This window comes from uncultured Sphingomonas sp. (genome assembly GCF_913778135.1).
GTDB lineage: Bacteria > Pseudomonadota > Alphaproteobacteria > Sphingomonadales > Sphingomonadaceae > Sphingomonas.
Genome location: NZ_CAJYVU010000075.1, coordinates 1 through 22997 on the forward strand (window position 1 = coordinate 1; position 22997 = coordinate 22997).

General features: G+C 66.9%; 22 protein-coding genes and 1 pseudogene. 14 read left to right on the forward strand and 9 right to left on the reverse strand.

Annotated features, from left to right (window positions below; translation table 11 throughout):
* From QZ847_RS07270 to QZ847_RS07315, 10 genes and pseudogenes are all read left to right on the forward strand, one after another.
* Nucleotides 1-210: pseudogene (locus QZ847_RS07270) on the forward strand (hypothetical protein); the annotation flags it as partial.
* 4 nt (nucleotides 211-214) lie between these two features.
* Nucleotides 215-820 (forward strand): peptidylprolyl isomerase, encoded by a 606-nt coding sequence (locus QZ847_RS07275; RefSeq protein ID WP_294354917.1) that lies wholly within the window; start codon nucleotides 215-217, stop codon nucleotides 818-820.
* Nucleotides 821-933: 113 nt separating this feature from the next.
* On the forward strand, nucleotides 934-2841 hold the full coding sequence (dnaG, locus tag QZ847_RS07280) for a DNA primase (protein WP_294354866.1): 1908 nt from the start codon (nucleotides 934-936) through the stop codon (nucleotides 2839-2841).
* The gene (gene rpoD / locus QZ847_RS07285) at nucleotides 2841-4871 is read left to right on the forward strand and encodes an RNA polymerase sigma factor RpoD (RefSeq protein WP_294354869.1); all 2031 of its coding nucleotides are present in this window, start codon (nucleotides 2841-2843) and stop codon (nucleotides 4869-4871) included. The genes dnaG and rpoD overlap by 1 nt, the downstream gene beginning before the upstream one ends.
* 211 nt (nucleotides 4872-5082) lie before the next feature.
* The gene (locus QZ847_RS07290; protein WP_294354872.1) at nucleotides 5083-5976 is read left to right on the forward strand and encodes a PAS domain-containing protein; all 894 of its coding nucleotides are present in this window, start codon (nucleotides 5083-5085) and stop codon (nucleotides 5974-5976) included.
* Nucleotides 5977-6133: 157 nt separating this feature from the next.
* Nucleotides 6134-6787, forward strand: coding sequence for a hypothetical protein (locus tag QZ847_RS07295; protein ID WP_294354874.1), 654 nt, complete (start codon nucleotides 6134-6136; stop codon nucleotides 6785-6787).
* A gap of 102 nt (nucleotides 6788-6889) precedes the next feature.
* Entirely contained in the window at nucleotides 6890-7744 is an 855-nt protein-coding gene (locus tag QZ847_RS07300; RefSeq protein ID WP_294354876.1) for a MoxR family ATPase, read from the forward strand.
* A gap of 60 nt (nucleotides 7745-7804) precedes the next feature.
* A complete protein-coding gene (locus QZ847_RS07305) occupies nucleotides 7805-8734 on the forward strand; it encodes a hypothetical protein (protein ID WP_294354880.1) in 930 nt (309 codons plus the stop codon).
* Between the two features lie 48 nt (nucleotides 8735-8782).
* Nucleotides 8783-9346: a CHAP domain-containing protein gene (locus tag QZ847_RS07310; protein ID WP_294191793.1), complete on the forward strand. Its 564-nt coding sequence runs from the start codon at nucleotides 8783-8785 to the stop codon at nucleotides 9344-9346.
* A 51-nt stretch (nucleotides 9347-9397) separates the two neighbouring features.
* Entirely contained in the window at nucleotides 9398-10576 is a 1179-nt protein-coding gene (locus QZ847_RS07315) for a VWA domain-containing protein (RefSeq protein ID WP_294354882.1), read from the forward strand.
* 30 nt (nucleotides 10577-10606) lie between these two features.
* On the opposite strand, the gene QZ847_RS07320 is transcribed toward QZ847_RS07315, so the two are convergent.
* Genes QZ847_RS07320 through QZ847_RS07335 form a run of 4 tightly spaced genes read right to left on the reverse strand, consistent with a single transcriptional unit; the run spans nucleotide 10607 to nucleotide 13142 of the window.
* Nucleotides 10607-11332 carry a ribonuclease T gene (locus QZ847_RS07320; RefSeq protein ID WP_294354884.1) on the reverse strand — a complete coding sequence of 242 codons (726 nt, stop codon included), beginning with the start codon at nucleotides 11330-11332 and terminating at the stop codon, nucleotides 10607-10609.
* Entirely contained in the window at nucleotides 11329-11769 is a 441-nt protein-coding gene (locus tag QZ847_RS07325) for a hypothetical protein (RefSeq protein WP_294354886.1), read from the reverse strand. Before QZ847_RS07325 ends, QZ847_RS07320 begins: the two co-directional genes overlap by 4 nt.
* A gap of 39 nt (nucleotides 11770-11808) precedes the next feature.
* Nucleotides 11809-12654 carry a carboxylating nicotinate-nucleotide diphosphorylase gene (nadC, locus tag QZ847_RS07330; protein WP_294354889.1) on the reverse strand — a complete coding sequence of 282 codons (846 nt, stop codon included), beginning with the start codon at nucleotides 12652-12654 and terminating at the stop codon, nucleotides 11809-11811.
* Complete coding sequence (locus QZ847_RS07335; protein ID WP_294354892.1) at nucleotides 12651-13142, reverse strand: SH3 domain-containing protein; 492 nt, start codon at nucleotides 13140-13142, stop codon at nucleotides 12651-12653. Before QZ847_RS07335 ends, nadC begins: the two co-directional genes overlap by 4 nt.
* A gap of 121 nt (nucleotides 13143-13263) precedes the next feature.
* On the opposite strand from QZ847_RS07335, the gene QZ847_RS07340 reads away from it, so the two are divergent.
* Entirely contained in the window at nucleotides 13264-14289 is a 1026-nt protein-coding gene (locus QZ847_RS07340) for a D-glycerate dehydrogenase (protein WP_294354895.1), read from the forward strand.
* Nucleotides 14290-14391: 102 nt separating this feature from the next.
* Entirely contained in the window at nucleotides 14392-14583 is a 192-nt protein-coding gene (locus QZ847_RS07345; RefSeq protein ID WP_294354899.1) for a hypothetical protein, read from the forward strand.
* Nucleotides 14584-14629: 46 nt separating this feature from the next.
* On the opposite strand, the gene QZ847_RS07350 is transcribed toward QZ847_RS07345, so the two are convergent.
* The 5 genes from QZ847_RS07350 to QZ847_RS07370 all read right to left on the reverse strand — a co-directional run bounded on the left by QZ847_RS07350 (nucleotide 14630) and on the right by QZ847_RS07370 (nucleotide 20128).
* Entirely contained in the window at nucleotides 14630-16033 is a 1404-nt protein-coding gene (locus QZ847_RS07350) for a nitronate monooxygenase (protein WP_294191770.1), read from the reverse strand.
* A 73-nt stretch (nucleotides 16034-16106) separates the two neighbouring features.
* Nucleotides 16107-17243 carry a glycosyltransferase family 4 protein gene (locus QZ847_RS07355; protein ID WP_294354902.1) on the reverse strand — a complete coding sequence of 379 codons (1137 nt, stop codon included), beginning with the start codon at nucleotides 17241-17243 and terminating at the stop codon, nucleotides 16107-16109.
* A gap of 40 nt (nucleotides 17244-17283) precedes the next feature.
* Nucleotides 17284-18441, reverse strand: coding sequence for a glycosidase (locus tag QZ847_RS07360; protein WP_294354905.1), 1158 nt, complete (start codon nucleotides 18439-18441; stop codon nucleotides 17284-17286).
* 7 nt (nucleotides 18442-18448) lie between these two features.
* Nucleotides 18449-19210 (reverse strand): SDR family oxidoreductase, encoded by a 762-nt coding sequence (locus QZ847_RS07365; RefSeq protein WP_294354907.1) that lies wholly within the window; start codon nucleotides 19208-19210, stop codon nucleotides 18449-18451.
* Between the two features lie 39 nt (nucleotides 19211-19249).
* A complete protein-coding gene (locus tag QZ847_RS07370; protein WP_294354909.1) occupies nucleotides 19250-20128 on the reverse strand; it encodes an alpha/beta hydrolase in 879 nt (292 codons plus the stop codon).
* 37 nt (nucleotides 20129-20165) lie between these two features.
* Here QZ847_RS07370 and QZ847_RS07375 point away from each other — a divergent pair, with 37 nt between their 5' ends.
* Both QZ847_RS07375 and astD read left to right on the forward strand, forming a co-directional pair.
* Nucleotides 20166-21527 (forward strand): protein adenylyltransferase SelO family protein, encoded by a 1362-nt coding sequence (locus tag QZ847_RS07375; RefSeq protein ID WP_294354912.1) that lies wholly within the window; start codon nucleotides 20166-20168, stop codon nucleotides 21525-21527.
* Between the two features lie 38 nt (nucleotides 21528-21565).
* Nucleotides 21566-22975 carry a succinylglutamate-semialdehyde dehydrogenase gene (astD, locus tag QZ847_RS07380; RefSeq protein WP_294354914.1) on the forward strand — a complete coding sequence of 470 codons (1410 nt, stop codon included), beginning with the start codon at nucleotides 21566-21568 and terminating at the stop codon, nucleotides 22973-22975.
* Nucleotides 22976-22997 lie beyond the last annotated feature (22 nt).

The following is a 22997-nucleotide window of genomic DNA, read 5'->3' on the forward strand; positions in this document are numbered from 1 at the left end:
GGTACCTACCGCGTCGCGCTGGGGCAGAAGGCGTGGATCGACGTGATCCGCGGCCGCGCAGGCGTGCCGTCCAGCGCACACACGATGGGCCCGCGCTGCACCGGCGTCGCCAAGCTGGTCGATTTCCGATTGCGACCCGGCCGCTACGTGCTCCAGCTGACGGGCGCTCCGTCGCAGACCCTCCCTGCCACCATCGTCCGGGTGAAGTGACATGATGCTGCCCTTCCTCGCCCTGCTCGCCCAAGCGGTCGCACCGGTTCCAGCCCCTGCCCCGACACCCACGCCTGCCGTCAGCAATCCGGCGATGGCGCCGGTCAAGGTCCGGCTCGACACGGCGGCGGGTCCGATCATTATCGCGGTCGACCGGGAGCACGCGCCGCTCACCGCCGCCAATTTCCTGCGCTACGTCGATGGCAAGAAGCTCGACGGCGTCGCCTTCTACCGCGCGGTGAAGGTTGGCGACGGCTACGGGCTCGCGCAGTTCGGCACGCGCAACGATCCGAAGCGAACGCTGCCGCCGGTCGCGTTCGAGCCGACGAGCAAGACGGGTCTCAGCCACGTCGACGGCGCGATCTCGATGGCGATGGCGAAGCCGGGCACCGCAGCGGGCGATTTCTTCGTCGTGGTCGGCGACCTGAAATCGATGAACGCGCACGACGCGGAGCCCGGCTTCGCGGTTTTCGGCCGCGTGATCGAGGGAATGGACGTGATCCGCCGCATCCTCGGCTCGCCCACTTTACCGACCGAAGGCGTGGGCGTCATGAAGGGGCAGATGCTCGCACCGACGATCCGTATCGTCAGCGCGCGTCGGGAGCCGTAACGCGGTTCCTGGCTGCCAGGCTTCAGGGCGTCACCTGGCCGAAAGGTCGTAAAGCGTTACCTTTTCGCCACATTGTCGCGGGGCAGCCGATGCGGCATAGGTAGAATCGCGCGATGTCGCTCTCGCCCGCCTTCCTCGACGAATTGCGTGGGCGCACGCATCTGTCGACGCTGGTGGGGAAAACCGTCAAGCTGACGCGCGCCGGCCGCGAGATGCGCGGCTGCTGCCCGTTCCACAACGAGAAGACACCCAGCTTCTACGTCAACGACGAGAAGGGCTTCTATCACTGTTTCGGCTGCTCGGCGCACGGCGACGCGATCCGCTGGATGACCGATCACCAGGGCCTGCCCTTCATCGACGCGGTCAAGGAACTCGCCGCCGCCGCCGGGATGGAGGTGCCGCAAGCCGATCCGCGCGCGGCGCAGAAGGCGGAACGCGCCAAGTCGCTCCACGACGTGATGCAGGCCGCCGCCGACTGGTTCGTGAGCCAACTGGGCGGGCTGGACGGTGCGGAGGCGCGCGCGCTGCTTGATCGCCGCGGGGTGAGCGCGTCGACGCAACGCACCTTCGGCTTCGGCTACGCGCCGGACAGCCGCGGCAAGCTGCGCGTCGCGCTGAAGGACTTCGGCGACGCGATGCTGGTCGAGGCCGGCCTGCTGATCCAAGTCGACAACAAGGAGCCGTACGACCGTTTCCGCGGGCGGTTGATGATCCCGATCCGCGATCAGCGCGGGCGCGTGATCGCGTTCGGCGGGCGCATCATCGGTGAGGGCGAGCCCAAGTACCTGAACTCGCCCGACACGCCGCTGTTCGACAAGGGGCGCACGCTTTACAACCTCGACCGTGCCTCGGCGGCGGCGCGCAAGGCCGACCGCGTGTTCGTGGTCGAAGGATACATGGACGCGGTCGCGCTCGCGCAGGGTGGTGTCGGAGAGGTGGTCGCCCCGCTCGGCACCGCGCTGACCGAAGCGCAACTCGAACGGCTGTGGCGGATGGTCGATGTGCCGACGCTCTGTCTCGATGGCGACGGCGCGGGGCAGAAGGCCGCGATCCGCGCCGCGCACCGTGCGCTGCCGATGTTGGCGCCGGGTCGCAGCCTGTCCTTCATCACGCTGCCCGAGGGACAGGACCCCGACGACCTGATGCGATCGAGCGGCGCGCGTGCGTTCGAGGCGCTGGTGCGCGAGGCCGAGCCGCTGGTCGAACGGTTGTGGAAGCACGAGCTCGCTGCCGAGCCGCTCGACACGCCCGAGCAGCGCGCCGGCTTGAAGCGCCGCCTGTCCGACCTCGCCAACATAATCGCCGACCCGAGCGTCAAGTCGGAGTATGTCGCCGAATTTCGCCACCGCTTCGACCAGCAGTTCGCGCGCGGCCGGCAGGCAGGCGGCTTTCAGGCACGCACGCCGTTTTTTCCCTATCAGCAGCGCCGCGCCGGGCAGAAATGGTCGCCGCCCCCTGCCCCCGTGACCGACGACGCGAAGGCGGTGCGCGCGGCAGGCGGGATTGACCGCGTGCTCGCCAAGGCGGTGCTCGCCGGCCTGATCCGTCACCCGGCCGAGATTGCGACGCACATGGAAGTGCTCGGCAGCCTCAAGCTCGCCGACGGCGCGCTCGGGCGTCTGTTCGAGGCAGTGGTCGACGTAGCGGTAGAGGATAGATCGCGGCGGGAGGGGGCGCTTGATAGCCAGCGCCTCGTCACCATATTGACGCGATCCGGCTTCGAACAGGTCGCGTCCGACCTGCTCAGGGCCGATACGATGCCCTATTCGTTCACGCGCAAGACGGCGGACGAGAACAAGGCGCGCGAGGACCTCGACGAGGCGATCGCCATTCTTGTCTCCCGCCCCGAAGTGGATGCTGCGCTGGCGGACGCGACCTCCGCGATGCAGCGCCACTTCACCGACGAAGCGTTTGAACGACAGGTGGCATTGGTCAACGAACAACGGGCGCTGGACGTGCGGCTTGCAAATCTCGTGCAGGCGAACGAAGACGCCCGCGCGCTAGGTACCGAGGACAATTGATGGCGAAGGCGAATATGGCGGAAGCACCCGAGGCTCAGGACAACGGGGATGCGCCGCTGATCGACTTGAACGACGCGAACATCAAGAAGGTGATCGCCCGCGCCAAGAAGCGCGGCTACATCACCTACGACCAATTGAACGACGCGCTGCCGCAGGGCGAGATGTCGTCCGATCAGATCGAGGATATCACCTCGGCGCTGAACGAGATGGGCATCAACATCGTAGAGAACGACGAGCAGGGCGAGGAAGGCGAGACCGAGGAGCGCGCGGAAGAGGACGAGGTCGAGGCGACCGACGCCGAGGCCGACAGCAGCGCGCCCGTCGTTGAGAAGAAGAAGGAAACCGTTGATCGCACCGACGATCCGGTCCGCATGTACCTGCGCGAGATGGGGGCGGTCGAGCTGCTCAGCCGCGAGGGGGAGATCGCGATCGCGAAGCGGATCGAGGCCGGGCGCGACACGATGATCCTGGGGCTGTGCGAGAGCCCGATTACCTTCAACGCGATCATCGACTGGTCGACCGCGCTCAACGAAGGTCAGATGCAGCTGCGCGAGATCCTCGATCTCGACGCGATGCTATCGAAGGGCCCGTCGGCCGAGCAGGTCGAGGGTGCCGAGGACGACGACGGCGAGATCAGCGAGAAGAACGCCGGCACCAGCTTCAAGGAAGAAGAGGACGTCGCCGAGGAGCCCTCGGCCGACGACGACGATGAATCGGGCGAGCCGCGCGCGCCGCGTCCCAGCGACGACGAGGACGAGGACAACACCCTCAGCCTCGCGCAGATGGAAGAGACGCTCAAGCCGCAGGCGCTGGAGAAGTTCGCCAACATCACCGCGCTCTACAAGAAGTTCTCCAAGATGCAGGAGACGCGGCTTGGCGCGATGGGCGGCGGCAACGAACTGTCGACGGCCGACGAGCGCAAGTACCAGAAGCTGCGCGAGGAACTGACGGCCGAGGTCGAGAGCGTTCAGTTCCACCAGGCGAAGATCGAGTTCCTGGTCGACCAACTGTATTCGTACAACCGTCGCCTGACCGCGCTCGGCGGGCAGATGCTGCGACTGGCCGAGCGCCACAAGGTGAGCCGCGCCGACTTCCTCAAGCGCTACATGGGCCACGAGCTCGACGACACCTTCCTGTCGACCGTCTCGGGTCTCGACAAGAAGTGGACCGCTTTCGCGACCAACGAGGCGGGCGCCGTGGAACGCATCCGCAGCGAGATCGCCGAGATTTCGCAGCAGACCGGCATGGGGCTCGCCGAGTTCCGCCGCATCGTCAACATGGTGCAGAAGGCGGAGCGTGAGGCGCGCATCGCCAAGAAGGAGATGGTCGAGGCCAACCTGCGCCTCGTGATCTCGATCGCGAAGAAGTACACCAACCGCGGCTTGCAGTTCCTTGATTTGATCCAGGAAGGCAACATCGGCCTGATGAAGGCGGTCGACAAGTTCGAGTATCGCCGCGGCTACAAGTTCAGCACTTACGCGACGTGGTGGATTCGTCAGGCGATCACGCGCTCGATCGCCGATCAGGCGCGCACGATCCGCATCCCGGTCCACATGATCGAGACGATCAACAAGCTGGTCCGCACCAGCCGCCAATTCCTCCACGAGCAAGGCCGCGAGCCGACACCGGAGGAGATGGCCGAGCGGCTGTCGATGCCGCTCGAGAAAGTGCGCAAGGTGATGAAGATCGCCAAGGAGCCGATCTCCCTTGAAACACCGATCGGCGACGAGGAAGACAGCCACCTGGGCGACTTCATCGAAGACAAGAACGCGGTTATCCCGGTCGATGCCGCGATCCAGGCGAATTTGAAGGAGACGGTCACCCGCGTCCTCGCCAGCCTGACGCCGCGCGAGGAGCGCGTGCTGCGCATGCGCTTCGGCATCGGTATGAACACCGACCACACGCTGGAGGAGGTCGGGCAGCAATTCTCGGTCACGCGCGAGCGTATTCGTCAGATCGAGGCCAAGGCGCTTCGGAAGCTCAAGCATCCGAGCCGCAGCCGCAAGATGCGCAGCTTCCTCGACCAGTAACCTCAAACGCACAGCAAAACGGCGCCGGCGAAGTCCTTCTTCGCCGGCTTTTTTGGTTGCATGCGCGACGTCGCGGCACTCAGTTCCGGCGCTCAGCATGCATGTTGCTCCATTCCGGCGCATGTTCACGTACAGCGAGCGTCGGGTGGAAATGCTCCATTCTGCGCGACGCTGCTTCTCGCCACCGCATCGGCACGGCAGCGTGCAAGTCATGGAAAACGCAACGCTTCCGCAACTCAGCCCCGAGCAGCAGGTGACCGCGTCGGAGCTCGTCCGCCACTTTGGTCTGTGGCAGGACCGTGCCGCGCGCGCGCCGGTCTACGTGCATCATCGCGGCCGATTGCGACTGGTGTTGCTGTCGCTCGAACTGGTGGACTCGATCTGCGCCCCGCATCTGGGCGGCTCAGCCGACCAGCAGGATCAACTCTCCGGCCTGATCGACCACCTCGACGAAGCGCTGATCGTGTTCACCGCGAGCGGACGTATCCGGCACGCCAACGCCGCCGCACACACACGCTTCGGCAAGGGTGCGCAGGTCGATCGAACCGCAAGACAGCTGTCGCAGGTGAGCGGCATGTTCCTCGACGATGCGATCGCGCGCGTGCTGGGCAGCGGAACGGGCGAAACGCTCGACCTCGTGCCCGATCCGTACCCCGCCCGGCGACTGCACGCGCGCATCGATCCGCTTGGCGAGGGATGCCTGCTCGTCGCACGCGACGCGACCGCGGCGGAAGAGGCACGCGCGCGCGCGGCCGAACTACGCGCGCTGGAACGCGCCATCGAGGTGTCGAACGTGGCGGCGCGCGCACGCGTCAACCCGCGTGGCTATCTGCTTGACCCCGACGCGACGCTTGCGCGCGTGACAGGGACGACGCCCGAACAGCTCGCCGCTGCGCGCTTTCTCACGCTGGTCGCGGTCGCCGACCGCGCCCGCGTCGGCGACATGATCGAGTACGTCTTCGCGAATGCCGCCGCGGTCGGAACGCGCGCGCAGCTGCTGGTTCGCGGTGCGACCGCGGCACCCGTCGCGCTCGGTCTTGCGCCGGTCGAGCGCGGTGGCAGGGTAGAGGAAGTCACCATCGTGCTGACGCCCGCGGCGACCTGAACGCACCCTCTACTCGGCTGGTCGCTTTCCACGACCGCTCGGTCCGAGCAGGGCGCTTAACCAGTCGGTGCGACCGCGTGTAAACGCGACCTTCACACTCACTCGCTATCCGGGTCGTGCCGGGGGTCGGCGATCGTCAACGGAGGTGGAGGCGCGCGTGATTGTTGCATCGAGCGAGGCATGGTCGGTCGGTACGCGCACGCTCGCGTCGCTCGTCGCCACCGACGGCACCGCCGCGCAGACGCACGCGCTGATGCTCGCCCGGCCGGTCGCCTCGACGCGCGACCTGGCCGATGCGGTGCACGCGTTGTGCATCGTTCACGGATCGCCCGACCGCAAGCTGCCGACACTCGACACCGCCGACGCCGCGCTCCAGAGCTGGATCACGCGGGTTTCCGGCATCCGTGCCGATGAGCGCGCGTTTATGGCGCGGCTCGCCGCCGACGTCGGACCGATCCCGTCGACGCCCGGCCATGCCGCGACCGAGGCCGCGCTGCTGACACAGCGGCAGGTTCTCGACCGCCTCTCCGCGTCTGATCGAGCGGGCTGTGCGCTCGGCGCCGCCATCGCGCTGACGCTCGACTGGGTTGCAGTGCGCGCCGTACTCGACAACGCCGCGCGTCGACTGTTCGGAACAGGAACTGATGCCACGCACGAGTTCGCACGACAGATCACCGCGCTGCTCGCGCAGGCGCCGCTACCCGCCGGGGTGGAACGTGCGATGCTGTTCGGCGCGGAACAGCTGCTCGCCCAGCACCGCGGGTTGTGGCACCTGTTGGAGGCACGCGCTTCCGCCCGCGGACGCGCCTAGAACGGACGAAGACTCGCATTTCGCACTAAGTCGCCCGCTTGCATCCCGGCGCGGCTCTCCGCTACGTCCGTGCTTGAACGATCGGATAGGACGGGATTGCCCATGCAGCGCTTCGAGGGAACGCAGAGCTACGTCGCGACCGACGATCTGAAGGTCGCGGTCAATGCCGCCGTCACGCTGCGCCGCCCGCTGCTGGTTAAAGGCGAACCCGGCACCGGCAAGACCGTGCTCGCGCACGAGATCGCCAGGGCGGCGAACGCCGAGCTGATCGAGTGGAACGTCAAATCGACCACCAAGGCGCAACAGGGCCTTTATGAATATGACGCGGTCGCGCGCCTGCGCGACGGACAGTTGGGCGACGAGCGCGTCCACGACATCGCCAATTACATCCGCCGCGGCAAATTGTGGGAAGCCTTTACCCGCCCCACCCCGCCGGTCCTGCTGATCGACGAGATCGACAAGGCGGATATCGAGTTCCCGAACGACCTGCTCCAGGAACTCGATCGCATGGAATTTCACGTCTACGAGACGAAGGAAACGGTGCGCGCGGTCGAGCGACCGATCGTCGTCATCACCTCGAACAACGAGAAGGAATTGCCCGACGCATTCCTGCGTCGCTGCTTCTTCCACTATATCAAGTTTCCTGATCGCGACACGATGCAGGCCATCATCGACGTTCACTTTCCCGGCATCCAGAAGATGCTGGTCAGCCGCGCAATGGACATCTTCTACGACGTGCGCGAAGTACCGGGGTTGAAGAAGAAGCCCTCGACCAGCGAACTACTCGACTGGCTGCGGCTGCTGCTGCACGAGGACATGCCGCTCGACGTGCTGCAGAACCGCGACCCGACCAAGGCGATCCCACCGCTTCACGGCGCGTTGCTCAAGAACGAGCAGGACGTGATGCTGTTCGAACGGCTCGCCTTCATGGCGCGGCGACAGGCGAACAAGGGCTGACGCGGCCGCTTTTCTCACCATCTCCCGCCTGCTAGCCTCCATCAATCGGGCGGGGCTTGGATGATCGAGAGCGGATCGAGTTTAGTCGGGGTCGACCCCGGGCGTTGGGGGCTGCCGCCTGCGACGGCATTTCGCATCGAATTGCCGGCGCCCGACCTGCGCCCGTTCTTCACCGACTATTATGTGCTCGACTCCGATCGCGACGTTCACGCCGGCGCGGTCAGCTATCCGGTGCCGTCATGGCCGATGATCCGCATCCGCGTCTCGGCCGACCCTATTTCGCTGCAGCTTGGCCCGCGTTGCTACGATCCGCTTCCGGGGGCGGCGCTCTACGGCACCACGACCCGCGCGATGCAAACGACCACGCACGGCGGCGTGACCGTCGGCGTCGGTATTACCCCGCTCGGCTGGTCGCGACTGTTCTCGATCTCCGCCGATAAAGTGCGCGATCAGGTCCTGCCGCTATGGGAGCTGCTTCCTGCCCCGGCGGTGACCGCGCTGGTCGACGCGTTGCGCGCGGCCGATCTGACGACGCAATTGTCCGCGATCCTCGATACGTTCCTGCGCGCGCACCTGTTGCCGGCGACCCCAGCCGACGAAGCTATCCGCGTGCTCAGTCGCTTGATCGCCGATGAGCGAGTCGAGGATATAGGATCGGCCAGCCACGAACTGGGTCTGTCTACCGCGGCACTCAGACGCTTGTCGGTCCGCTATTTCGGCTACCCGCCCAAGCTGTTGCTGGTCCGCGCGCGGTTCATGCGGTCGTTGCTGCGCATGATGCTGGCTGGGGAATGCGCCGACTACTCCGCCATTGAGCCGACCTATTTCGACAAGTCGCATTTCCTGCGCGACGCCCGCCGCTTTCTGGACACCACACCCAGGCGATTCATGCAGCGCAGCAACCCCTATGTCCTGGCGGTCCTGCACGCGCGCCGCGACGTTGCGCGTGCGATCGCGGGGCAGTCCGACGCGTCGGTAACGCCTCGCTAACCACGCCCGTCAAACGCATCCTTACAATGAACGCGATACCAAAGGGTCATGGTTCGCGTTCCCCCCACGTGCATCGCCCTTGCCGCCGCTGTCACCGCCCTGCTCGGTGCAAGCCCGGCCGCTGCCAATCTTCTCGACTATGTCGGGCAATGCGTGCCCTTCGCGCGTCAGGCATCGGGCATCCAGATCTACGGCGATGCCTGGACGTGGTGGGATCAGGCCGATGGCCGCTACAAACGCGGGCACAAGCCGAAGATCGGCGCCGTCATCGTCTTCGCGAAGACCGGCCAGCTTCGCCTCGGCCATGTCGCGGTGGTCAGCCGCGTCGTCGAGGACCGAGTACTGATGCTGACCCACGCCAACTGGTCGCGCCAGAACGGTGAGCGGGGCCACGCCGAGCAGGACGTGACGCTGTACGACGTGTCCGACGACAATGACTGGAGCCGGGTGAAGGTTTGGTACCGCGACTCGAACGGGCTAGGCGGCAGCATCTATCCGGTGAAGGGCTTCATCTACGGCACCGGCGACACCGCGCGCGAGCTGACCGGGCGCAATCCCGATTACGTCGGCGCGCTGATCGACGCCTATGTGCCGGGCGCGGGCGCACACTGAACCGAACGCACCCGCTCGACACAGGTCATCCCGCGCGGCACACTCCGCCGCATGTTCCTCCACTTCCTCGACGAGCTCCGCGCTGCCGGTATTCCCGCTAGCATGAAGGAGCATCTGATCCTGCTCGAAGCGCTCGAGGCCGAAGTCATCGAGCGCAAGCCGGAGGAATTCTACTACCTCTCGCGCTCGGTCTACGTGAAGGACGAGGGGCTGCTCGACAAGTTCGACCAGGTCTTCGCCAAGGTGTTCAAGGGGCTGGAAACGAGCTTCGCGACCAACGAGGCCGCGATCCCCGCCGACTGGCTGAAGGCGGTGGCCGAGAAATACCTCACGCCTGAAGAGATGGAGGCGATCAAGTCGCTCGGCTCGTGGGACGAGATCATGGAAACGCTCAAGAAGCGTCTGGAGGAGCAGGAAAAACGCCACCAGGGCGGCAACAAATGGATCGGCACTAGCGGCACAAGCCCGTACGGCAATTCGGGCTACAATCCCGAGGGCGTGCGGATCGGCGGCGAGAGCCGGCACAAGCGCGCGTTGAAGGTATGGGACCAGCGCGAGTTCAAGAACCTCGACAACACGCGCGAGCTTGGCACGCGCAACATCAAGATCGCGCTACGCCGGCTGCGCAAGTTCGCGCGGGAAGGCGCGGCGGATGAGCTCGACATCGATGCGACGATCGCGGGTACCGCGCGGCAGGGCTGGCTCGACGTCCATATGCGGCCCGAGCGTCGCAATGCGGTCAAGCTGCTGCTGTTCCTGGATGTCGGCGGATCGATGGACCCGTTCATCAAGCTGTGCGAGGAGTTGTTCAGCGCCGCGACGACCGAATTCAAGAACCTGGAATTCTTCTACTTTCACAATTGCCCCTACGAGGGCGTGTGGAAGGACAACAAGCGTCGCTTCGCGGAGCGCACGCCGATGTGGGACGTGCTCCACAAATTTCCGCACGACTACAAGCTGATCTTCGTCGGTGACGCCGCGATGAGCCCGTACGAGATCACGCATCCCGGCGGCTCGGTCGAGCATTTCAACGAGGAAGCCGGGGCGGTGTGGATGCAGCGGCTGACCACCACCTACCCCGCCGCGGTGTGGCTCAACCCGACGCCCAAGGCGCAATGGGGCTATTCGCAGTCAACCAAGATTATGCGCGAGCTGCTGAACGATCGCATGTATCCGCTGACGCTCGACGGGCTGGACGAGGCGATGCGCGAGTTGACGCGCAAGCGGTGAGACCGGTGGCCGGCCGGCGACCGGCGCGCCTCAGCGGTGCCCGCGCCAGATCAGCAGCCGCTGTCCCGCCGGTGCACCACCGCCCTGCTCCGCGTCGCACGCGACGTAGCGGAAGCGCTTGTCGGTGCAGAGCCACAGCTCGTCAAGCCAGCCTGCCTTCTTGGTCGTGACCCGCACCGCGCCCGCCGGCAAGCCGTTCACCGCGGCGAAGCGGCGCTTGAAGTCGGCAACGGTTAGTGACGTGCGCGACAGCGCATCCATGTCGGGAAAACGCAGCCGCCCGAACATCGCGGTCGAGCGCGCGAAATAGGCCGCGGGCGAGGTGCCGGGCATACAGGTTCCATGCTTCGACCATTCGTGCTGCATCAGCTGCGCCGAGGGTGTCGAACACAGGTGCTGGCGGATCAACCGCGCCGGCAGGATCGGGGTTGCCTGGCAATATTGCGGCCACTCCTTGCCCACACCGTCCGGCCACAGACCGTGAAGCACGAAGCCGAAGTCGTTGCCGCCGCGGCACTGCACGTTGCTGCGCGCGCCGCGATCACGCGATCCCGCGCGGCAATATTCCGGGCTCCAGCTGATCGCGAGCGTGTAGCTGCCGATCGGCAGGCGACGCACCGGCTGGCTCGCCGATGGCAGATCGGGTCGCGGCCGCTCGATCGTCGACGGAATACGACAGACATTCGCCTGCGCACTCGCGATCGCGGGCGCGAGCAGCGCCGCCCCACCCGCCAGGATCGCTGCCAGCCGCGTCATTCGCCGTCCTCCGCCAGCTCGTCGGTCACATCCTCGCCGAACCATACGCGCGCGTCGAAACGGAACAGCATCGCCGCCGCCGCGACGCTCAGGGCGGTGGTCAGCGTCGACAGGATCAGCGAGGGTGCACTCACCGCGCCGCCCAGTGCCGCGGGCAGGTTGAACAGAAAGCGGAGCGCGGAGAGGCCCGCGAGCACCACGACGATCCATTTGGCAACCACGCTCGCGCGGCGCGCGGTGAAGAACCACAGCAGCAGCGTGAGCGCGATGTTCAGCCCGAGCATGACGAACAGCATCCAGCCGAACGGCGCCGTCTGCGGATTGGCGGCAAGCTTCGCCTGCATGGCAGGCCAACCGACGACCCAGCTGACCAGCGAGAGTGCGAAGCCGGCGAGATAGAGCCGCTCAAAGGTGACGATCGAGGCCGGTCGCTGCATAAGATCCTGTGGTCCGGTGATGGATTGTTGATGGTGCCGTCACGCCAACGCGAAGTCGAGCCCGATGTCGGCGGCTGGGGCGGATTGCGTGATGCGACCGACGCTGACGAAATCGACACCCGTCTCCGCGATGGCGCGGATCGTCTCCAGCGTGACCCCGCCCGATGCCTCGGTCGGCACGCGTCCGCCGACCAGGGTCACTGCACCGCGCAGGATGGCCGGCGCCATGTTGTCGAGCAGCAGGTGCGTCGCGCCGGCGGACAGCGCCGGCTCGATCTGGTCGACGTGGTCGACCTCGACGATGATTTGTGCCACGCCCGCCGCCTTCGCGCGCGCCGCGGCCTCTGCGACCCCGCCCGCGACCGCGACATGGTTGTCCTTGATCATCGCCGCGTCCCACAACCCCATGCGGTGGTTTGTCGCGCCGCCCATGCGGGTCGCGTACTTTTCCAGCCGCCTGAGCCCCGGGATCGTTTTGCGCGTGTCGAGCAGCGTCGCGCCGGTGCCATCGATCCGGTCGACGTAGCTGCGGGTCAGCGTCGCGATGCCTGAGAGATGCTGCACCGTGTTGAGCGCGGACCGCTCCGCCGTCAGCAGCGCGCGGGCATTACCCTCGACGCGCATGAGCTTCGCGCCCGCCGCGACCCGGTCGCCGTCGCGGACGAGCAGCTCGATCGTGGCCTCGGGGTCGAGCCTGCGAAAGAACGCTGCCGCGATCTCCAGCCCGGCGACAGTGATCGCTTCGCGACTGTCCATCACCGCAGTGAAGCGCGCGTCGGCGGGGATCACCGCGGCCGAGGTGACATCACCACCCTCGCCCATGTCCTCGGCCAGCGTCGCCGACACGAACGCGTCGAGATCAAAGCCGTCGAGCGCGAAGGTCACGGCAGCGTCTCGTTAGGCTCGACACCCCACAAGCGGCTGCTCTCGACCCATCCCGCCTGGCCGTGGACGTCGAAGCGGCACCAGCCCGATCCGCACTGGCTCAGTCGCCCGACGACGCCGGGCGCCGCGCGCCACAGCAGCTTCCCGCCACCGCGCCGCTCGTGCATTTCGACCGGCTGCCCATTCTCGACGATCGCGGTGCGCGTGCTGCTGATCAGATTGCTGAGGAACCAGCCCTGCGTGCCGCTCGGGTCCTCGACCTTGCGCCATTCCTTGAATGTGTCGACGACGCGGACCGGCAGGTCGCGACGGACGTACAGCCAGGTCGCGGGATAGGTGCGGCCGGGCCCGCTGCGCATCCGCGCGCGCGCCGGTGCGATCGAGGCATAATAAGGCGGCTTCTGCTTCGGCTCGGCGGCCTGCGCGCCGTCGACCATGCATAAGGCGGCGAGCGCCCCGACGATGCCGAACCTAATACGCCTGTTCACTTAACCGATCCCCCTACGCCCGACCGCGTTCACCTTGCCCCGGCTCGGCGGTGGCTTCAACTGTTCAGACGTGCCTGCTTCAGCGTTGACGCTGGCGCGTGGCTGCGCCACTCCGTCGTTCATGTCCGACACGCCACGTGTTGCCCGTTCCTCTGCCATTGGTCGCGTCGCCAAACCGCGCGTGATCGTCACGCGCGAACTGCCCGACACGGTCATGTCGCGAATGGAGGCGCTGTTCGACACCACCAATAATCGCGGCGACGCGGCGATGTCGCGCGATCAGCTCGCCGCCGCGATGGCCGACTGCGACGTGCTGGTTCCCGCCGTCACCGACACGATCGACGCCACGCTGATCGAGGGCGCGGGCGACCGGCTGCGCCTGATCGCCAATTTCGGTGCGGGCGTGAACCACATCGACCTGAAGGCGGCGCGCGCACGGCGGATCATCGTCACCAACACGCCCGGCGTGCTGACCGAGGACACCGCCGACATGACAATGGCGCTGATCCTCTCCGTCCCACGCCGGTTGGCGGAGGGCGAGAAGCTGGTGCGCTCGGGCGCATGGACCGGGTGGAGTCCCGGCGGGATGCTCGGCTACCGGATCGGCGGCAAGGCGCTCGGCATCGTCGGCATGGGGCGCATCGGCCAAGCGGTGGCGCGGCGCGCGCGCGCATTCGGGCTTTCGATTCACTACCACAATCGTCATCGCCTGCCAAAGGTGCTGGAGGGCGAGTTGGGCGCCGAGTGGCACGCGAACCTCGACGAGATGCTGGGCGCGATCGACATTCTGACGCTCCACACGCCGCTGAACGACGACAGCCGGGGGCTGATCGACGCGCGGCGGATCGCGCTGCTGCGCCCGCACGTCTTCGTCATCAACGCCAGCCGCGGCGGTATTCTCGACGAGGATGCGCTGGTTGACGCGCTGGAGCACGGCCGACTGGCCGGTGCCGGTCTCGACGTGTGGCAGCACGAACCCCGGATCGATCCGCGGCTGCTGGCGCTCCCTAACATCGTCATGACTCCGCACATGGGCTCCGCCACCTACGAGGGGCGGGTGGCGAGCGGAGACAAGGTGATCGCGAACATCCGCATGTGGGCCGACGGTCATCGTCCCCCCGATCAGGTGCTGGAAGGCTGGGCCTGAGCCGTGGCCCGATCACCGCTTTGTGACAAAGCTTTACGTAGCGGAACCCATCTCGCCCCGCATCATTCATCCGGCTCCTCAATCAAATCGGAGCCTAACACGATGCGCAACGCAGCCCTGGTCGCCGTTCTCGGCCTCGCCGCTCTCTCCACCTCGGCCTGCTCGACCTTGAAGGGGGCCGCAATCGGCGGTGCGGGCGGCGCGGGCGTTGCGGCCGCGACCGGCGGCAGCGTTGAAAAGGGTGCAGCCGTCGGTGGCGTCGGCGGCGCGGTAGTTGGCACGGTCGTCGACTGATGCCGGCAGGCAGGCCGCGCGTTCATTGCCGCGGCCTGCCCGTTCCTCAGTCGCCGGTCAGGATGCGGTCGACCAGTTCCTTGACGCTCGGCACGTAACCGTTCGAGTAGAACGGGTCGCGCTTGAAATTGTACGCGGCGTGGCCTGCGAACATCAAATTCTGCTCGACGTCGCCGCCGTGCGCGATCTCCTGCAGCGTCTTCTGGATGCAGAAGCTACGTGGGTCGGCCAATCGCCCGGTCGAATTGGTCTCGGTATCCGCCCAGCTCGAAAACAGGCACTGCGACAGGCAGCCCATGCAATCGGCCTGATCCTTGCGGATTTCGCCCTTCTCCAGCGGCGAGACGAACACCAACGTATTGTCGGGCGTCTTGAGCGCGTCGGTGAAGCCTTCACCAAACCACTGCCGCGCGCGCAGCAGGTCGTTGCGCGTCACCCAGAAGTTCTTGCCCTTCACGCCGACATCAAGCTGGAAGACATGGTCGCCCGCCTCCTGCGTCGAAAACGCGATCTGCCGCTCCGACCGCGCCTCAAGGTTGCGCAGGAACGGATTGCGCACCGCTGACGAGTAGAAACCGGTCGGCGAGAAGCGGTGAAGCAGAACGTCGCCCTCCTCCACGGTCATCAACCGCTGCTTCCAATCCTCAGGGATCGGGCTCTCGCGCGTCAGCAGCGGGCGCGTGCCGTACTGGAACGCGATCTGGCCTAGCTCGGGATTGTCGATCCACTCGTTCCAGTCGCGCAGATACCAGACGCCGCCCGCCATCACGATCGGCGTGGTGTCGGGAATACCGCCCTCGCGCATCGTCTCGCGCAGCGCCTTGACGCGCGGATACGGGTCTTCGGGACGCAGCGGGTCCTCGGCGTTCGACAGGCCGTTGTGCCCGCCCGCCAACCACGGGTCCTCGTACACCACCGCGCCGAGAAGTTCCGACACCTTGGAATACGCCCGCTTCCATAGCGCACGGAACGCCCGACCAGAGCTGACGATCGGCAGATAGTTGACGTTGTAGGACGCCGCGATCTCCGACAATTTGTACGGCATGCCGGCGCCGCAGGTTACGCCCGCGACCATGCCCTTGGTGCGTTCGAGCACGCCCTGCAGCACGCGCTGCGCACCGCCCATTTCCCACAATACGTTGATGTTGATCGCGCCCTTGCCGCCCGCAATCTCCCACGCGCGCTGGACCTGCTGCACCGCACCTTCGATTGCGTAGGCGATCAGTTCCTCGTGCCGCTCGCGACGGGTCAGCGCGCGGTAGACCTGCGGGATGATCTTGCCCTCGGGATCATAGCTGTCGGCGTTGACCGCGGACACCGTACCGATACCGCCCGCCGCCGCCCAGGCGCCCGCGGAGGCGTGGTTGGTTGCAGCGACGCCTTTTCCGCCCTCCACCAACGGCCACACTTCGCGACCGGCATAGACGATGGGGTTCAGGCCCTTGAACACGCTGCTGTCACTTCCCGACGTTGGTAATTCGGACCGCTATAAACCAAAGTCGCGACAAGGCGATAGCATTGCGTCAGGCAAGCGCCCCCGGCCGCCCCATCGCATCATTGTAGAGCGCGGCGTAGCGCGCGATCATCGCGTCTTCGTCGTAGAGCGCGCGCGCCTTGACCTGATTGGCGCGGCCGACGCGGGCGCGCAGATCGGGATCGGCGGCGAGCGCCTGGATCGCGTCGCGCAAGCGGACCTCGCCGTGATGCTCGGTGATGAACGGCGCATTCTCATCCGACACCATCGCGCGCACATCGCCGACCGGCGGCGCGACGATTGGCAGCCCGGCCGCCATCGCCTCCACCACGCTGATCGGAAATTGTTCGGACTTGGACGACAGCGCGAGCATGTCGAAATGTCGCATGAAGCGATACGGCCGGTCGAGAAATCCCGGCATCACCAGCCGGTCGTCGATCCCCATCCCCAGCGCGGCCTGCTCGATTGCGGCCTTCTCCGGGCCCTCGCCGACGATCACCAGACGAAACCGTGCCGACACGCCGCCAACGGCGCGGACGAGTTGCGGCAGGTCCTTGACCGCGCGCAGGCCCGCGACCGATCCGATCACGACTTCGTTGGCGCGGCGGACGAAGCCGGGGATTGCCTTTGCGTCAGGATCCTTCGCGTACAATCCGGTCGCGATGCCGTTGAGGATGCGGTGGACACGCGCGCGCGGCTGCTTCCAGGTCTCGAGCGCGATCCGCTCGAGACTGGTCGAGGGCACCACCAGCGCGTGCGCCGCGCCGAGTGCGAGACGGCGGTATATGTTGCGCTCGCGCTTCAACCCCGCAGCCTCGTCGGCGTTGAAGCCGTCCTCGTGATGAACGAGCGGTGGCGCGCCCTTGGCAAAGACGCGGCGCGCCATGACCCCGTCGATCGCACCCCAATTATACGTCAGCACCAGATCGAACCCGCGCATGTAGCGCGCGATCGCCTCGTAACGCGCAACCGAAGGCCGTCCGGTGAGCGGCGGCGCGTTCTGCGCGATCTCGTAAGCAATCCCGCGGTCGATCCGCGCGCGGGCGCCCAGCGCGCCCGGCATTCCCGACACGATCGTGTGTCGCGCACGGTCGCCGAACGCGTTCATCAATCGGACCGCGCGCGCTTCCTTACCGCCCAGATCAAAGGTCGAATGGAGGTGCAGGATCGAGATCGGTCGCGTCATGGCCGCAGGCATAGCCGCCGACACGCTAACGCGCACCTACCTACGCGGGCGGTGACGCGCGCAGAGCGTCCTTGGGTATGTGGGTAATCCGACAGGCAAGGTCGGCCTCTCCGCTCGCCACAATCCAATGGTCGCCGCCGTCGACGATGCCGGTCGTGAACACGACATTGTCGAGGTACATCTGCTCGGCGAGCGGCGCGGTCAGCGCGGGTGCCGGCTCCAGCAGCGGCGTGTGACAGGTCGCAATCGTCTTGGACGGATCGTCGAGGTCGAGCAGCGACCAATAGGTGCGATAGACGCCGACAACGCCGCTCGGCTCGACGCCGTGCCACAATGTCAGCCAGCCCTCCCGCCCCTCGACACTCGCGCGCACGGGCTGTGCGCCGCCGCCCATCCGTGCGGTGGCGACCGTCGCCGCGTGCGGGCGGATGCCGGGTTCGTCGTGCGGCTTCCAGTGCAGGGCGTCGGGCGAGGTGGCGAGGTTGATCGACGGGCCGGCGCGCCACGGCGAGTCAGGCGGATATGCGAAGTACAGGTCGCCGAGCGGCCGCGTCTGTGCCCAGAACTTGCCCCCGATCTGCCCCTCGAAGATCAGCATGTCCTTGTTCTGGTGATCGAGCACGATTCCCTCGAGCCGCCAGTCGAGCGCGTCGTCGCTGATGTAGAGCGTGGTCGAATGCCGCTCCGGGCTGACCGAGCAGGTCGTCATGTAATAGCGCCCGCCGACCCGGCTGATCCGTGCATCCTCGACGCCGTAGCATTGGTACGCCTGGCGCGGCGCGATCGCGCGATCGTAGTGGATCGCCTCGACGCGCGTGCCATTCGCGTCCAGCTCGACCGGCAGCAGCCACGACAATGAGGTGAGCGCCATCACCTTCCACCCGCCGCCGCGCATCATGAACTTGCGCGGATCGCTGGTGTCGACCAGCGCGAGCGGCCAAGCATCGAGCGTGTAGTTGCCTTGATTCCAGCGGATCGCGTGGACGTGGTCGTCCTTAATCGGCTGGCGCAGTGCCTCCGCCACGCGCACCATCATCAGCAAATTGCCATTCGGCAGCCGCGTCATGCCGGGATTGAACGCGCCAAGCACGTAGGTTTCGGCATCGATCCTGCCGCCAAGCGGCGAGCGCGACAGATCGATGTCGTCGGGCGTGAGGATCAGGGCGTCGTGCGCGAACTTGGGCGCTGGCTGCGTCATCGCTGCGTCACTCCCCGTCCTGGACGCGCGGGCTGATCGTCAGCCGCTGGATCACGGTGCGGCGCGGCTGGGTCAGCAGATAGTGGACACCGGCGGCGATATCCTCGGCGCGGAGCATCTTCTCGTCGCCGATTTGTTCGCGCTGTTCTTCGGGCGAAATGTCGGGCTGCTGCATGTCGGAGCCGGTCATGCCGGGCTCGACCAGTGCGACGCGGATGCCCTTCGGTCCGAGTTCGCGCCGCAGCGCGACCGAGAAGCCCTGGATGCCTGCCTTGATCCCGGCGTAGACGGTCGAGTGCGGGCCAAGGACATAGGCGCTCATCGATCCGACCAGCACAATGTCACCCTCCCCCATCGCCGCCGCAGCCTGATGCGCGAGCAGCAGATAATGCGTAAAGTTGAGCGAGATCGCGTGGCGCAGCGCCGGCTCGTCGAGCTCGGTCAATCCGGGCGCGCCAACCGCGGCATTGGCGACGACAACGTCGTACCCCCCCATCGCGTCGCGCGCCGCGTCGAGGAAGCGGCCGACGTTGTCCGGCTCGGCGAGATCGAGCACCACGCCGTCGCCCGCGCCGACCTCGCGAATGCGCGCGAGTGCGTCGTCCAGATGCTCGGGCGTGTTCGCGCCGATGAAGACGTGCGCGCCCTCCGCGGCGAGCAGAACCGCGATCGCGCGGCCGATCCCGGTCGAGCCGCCGCTGATGACCGCGCGTCGGCCCTTGAGCGGCAGGACGGCGGTATGCGCGTCTGCGATGTTCGTTTGCGTCATGAAGCGTCCTGTCGGTTCAGCCGCGAGACGCCCGAGCGATCAGCCCGGTTCCGCCACCTCGTCGAGCAGGCGCCGAACCGCGGCGAGCGCCTCCGGCTCGGCGAGCGTCGGTACGTGCCCGACCCGCGGTACCGTGACCAACGTCGCCTTGGGCGCTGCCGCAATCATCCGCTCGGCAGTGGCGGCGGACAGCATATCCGACCGTTCACCGCGGACGACCAGCACCGGCACCTCCGACAGGGCTGCGTAGGCACGCCACATGTCCGGTCCCGCCTCGTTGCCCGGCAGCCGGAACGGCTCGGCGATACGCGCATCGTAGTCGAGCACGATCCTACCGGCGCTGCTCAAGCGGTAGACGCGCTTCGCCATTGCCAGCCAGTCCTCGATCCCCCAGTCGGGATAGACCGCGCCGCTCGATTCCTGCAGCGCGCGTGCGGCATGCATCCAGGTCGGATGATTGCTCGACTTGCCGACGTAGCCACGCACCCGCGCCAGCCCCGCGGCCTCGATCTCCGGCCCGATGTCGTTCAGGACCGCACCGGCGATCCGCTCGGGCATCATGCCCGCCAGCAGCATCGCGACGATCCCGCCGAGCGAGGTGCCGATCGCAACGAAGCGCGTGATCCCGGCCGCCTCGACCAGCGCCGCCATGTCCTGCGCGTAGGTCAGCGGCACGTAGCTCATCGGGTCCTTGGCGAACGCACTCTCGCCGCGGCCGCGAAACTCGACCGCCAGCACCCGCCATTCGGGCGACAGCTGCTTGGCCAGATCGGCAAAGTCGCGCGCGTTGCGCGTCAGCCCGGGCATGCACAGGATCGCAGGCCTGTTCGCGTCCCCACGGTAGTCGCGCGCGTGCAGCCGCAGTCCGTCGGCCGACCACCAGTAGAAGTCGTCGAACGCTGCCCGATTTCCCGTCACGCTTGTACCCCGATCGCCTGTACCCCCATATCGACGCATGCCGATCGACCCGCAAGCGTACCGCCCCGAAACCTCGATCCTGGCGCTCGGCGACGGGTTTTACGACCCCGTGGAGGCCGCCAACTTCCCGCAGACGGTGCTGCGCTTTCGCAACGATCGCGCTGCGGAGGAGGTAGGATTAGGCACGCTCAGTGATGATGAATGGCTGGCGCATTTCGGCCGCTTCGCCCCCATGCTTGACACGCTGCCCCAACCGCTCGCGCTTCGCTATCACGGCCACCAGTTCCGCACCTACAATCCGGACCTCGGCGACGGACGCGGCTTCACCTTCGCGCAATTGCGCGATCGGAGCGGCCGCTTGCTGGACCTCGGCACCAAGGGATCGGGACAGACGCCGTGGAGCCGCTTCGGCGACGGTCGCCTGACGCTGAAGGGCGGCGTGCGCGAGGTGCTGGCGAGCGAGATGCTCGAGGCGCTCGGCGTGCCCACATCACGCAGTTTCTCGCTGATCGAGACCGGCGAGGCGCTGGACCGGGGTGACGAGCCGTCGCCGACGCGCTCGGCGGTGCTGGTGCGGCTCAGCCACGGTCATATCCGTATCGGCACCTTCCAGCGGCTCGCCTATCACCGCGACGAGCAGGGCTTGCGCGCGCTGACTGCTTACGTGCTGCGCAACCTGTACGGCGAGGACAGCGACGATCCTGTCCGCCTGCTCGACCTGGTCGTCCAACGCACAGCGACGCTCGCCGCGCGCTACATGGCGGCGGGGTTCGTCCACGGCGTGCTCAACTCGGACAACATCAACGTGACCGGCGAGAGTTTCGACTACGGCCCGTGGCGGTTCGCGCCCACATGGGACCCGACGATCGTCGCTGCCTATTTCGACCATGCCGGGCTCTACGCCTTCGGTCGCCAGGCGGAGGCGATTCACTGGGATGCGATGCAGCTCGCGGTCTCGCTGCGCCAGATCAGCGATGCCGACCCGCTGATCGCTGCGCTCGACCGCTTTCCCGACCATTACCAGCGCGCGGTTACCGCCGCGATCCTGTGGCGGCTCGGTCGCGCCCCGCGCGAGCACGAGCGCAACCGTGCATTGGTGCAGTCCGTCGAGCGCGCGCTGCGCACCAGCGGCGTCCCGATCGAGCGCTTCTTCTTCGACGTGTTCGCGCAAGCACTGCCGGCGAGCTACGGCACGGAATGGGACGACGTGCGCGCCGCGCTCGACGGCTACGAACCCCGTCGCGCGCGTGATCACGCCTTCTGGACGGGCGAACCCTGCGCCATGCTGATCGACGAGGTCGAGGCGATCTGGGCCGCGATCGACCGCGACGACGATTGGTCGCCGTTCCACGCCAAGGTGGCACGCATCCGCCAAATGGGACAAGCGCTCGGCGACTGACCCCTTTCGCTCGCCCGCCGTTGCGGTAAGGAACCGAAATGGGTGAGTTGATCTCGTTTGAGCCCGCGACGGGTGCAGAACTGTGGCGCGGTGCGACGAGCGACGTCGATCTCGAGGTTGCCACCGCGCGCGACGGGTGGGTCGCCTGGGCGGCGCGTCCCGTCACCTTCCGTATCGAGACGATGCGCCGCTTCGCCAACGTAGTGCGCCAGCGCGCCGATGCCTTCGCCGACGTGATCGCGCGCGAAACGGGCAAGCCGCTCTGGGAAGCGAAGACCGAAGTCGATTCGGTCATCGCCAAGGTCGACATCTCGGTCAGCGCCTATGCCGAGCGCACCGCGCAGCGCCGCATGGACGCGCCGATGGGCAGCCGCATGGCGCTTCGGCACAAGCCGCACGGTGTGCTGGCGGTGCTCGGCCCCTACAACTTTCCCGCGCACCTGCCCAATGGCCACATCGTGCCGGCGCTGATCGCGGGCAATGCGGTGGTATTCAAACCGTCGGAGAAGACGCCCGCGACCGGCGTGTTCCTGTGCGAGTGCATCCACGCGGCGGGCGTGCCCGACGAATGCATGCGCGTCGTGATCGGTGGGCCCGATGAGGGGCGCAAGCTCGCCGCGCACGATGGAATCGACGGGCTGCTGTTCACCGGCTCGGCGCGCACCGGCCTCGCGCTCAACCGCGCCTTCGCCGAAAAGCCGGAGAAGATCCTGGCGCTTGAGATGGGCGGCAACAACCCGATCATCGTGTGGGACACGCCCGACCTCGCCGCGGCGGCGGTGCTGGTCGCGCAATCGGCCTTCACGACCGCCGGACAGCGCTGCACCGCCGCGCGCCGGCTGATCGTGCAGGAAAGTCTGGCCGAGGAGTTTCTGGCCGAGCTCAACCGGCTGACCGGTCGCCTGATCGTCGGCCGCCCACACGACGATCCGCAGCCGTTCATGGGCCCGGTGATCGACAATGAAGCCGCCGACGGGCTGACCGAGAGTTTCCTCGCGCTGATGATGCGCGGCGGGCGCCCGATCCGCCATATGGCGCGCCCCGATCCCGAGCGGCCGCTGCTGAGCCCCGGCATCATCGACGTGACCGACCTGCCCGATCGTCCCGACATCGAGCTGTTCGGTCCCCTGCTTCAGGTCATCCGCGTCGACGATTTCGACGCCGCGATCGCAGAGGCCAACAACACCCGTTACGGCCTGTCCGCCTCGCTCGTCAGCCAGACACCGATCCTCTACGACCGCTTCTGGGCGGGGGCGCGCGCCGGCATCGTCAACTGGAACAAGCCGACCAACGGCGCGTCCTCGTCGGCGCCGTTCGGCGGCATCGGCTGGTCGGGCAATCACCGGCCGAGCGCCTATTACGCGGCGGATTATTGCGCCTATCCCGTCGTGTCGAACGAGGCGGAGGCGGCGCGCGCGTCGATCGGCATCGGCTTGACCGATGGCTGATACAGGGTGGCTAATCGGGGGC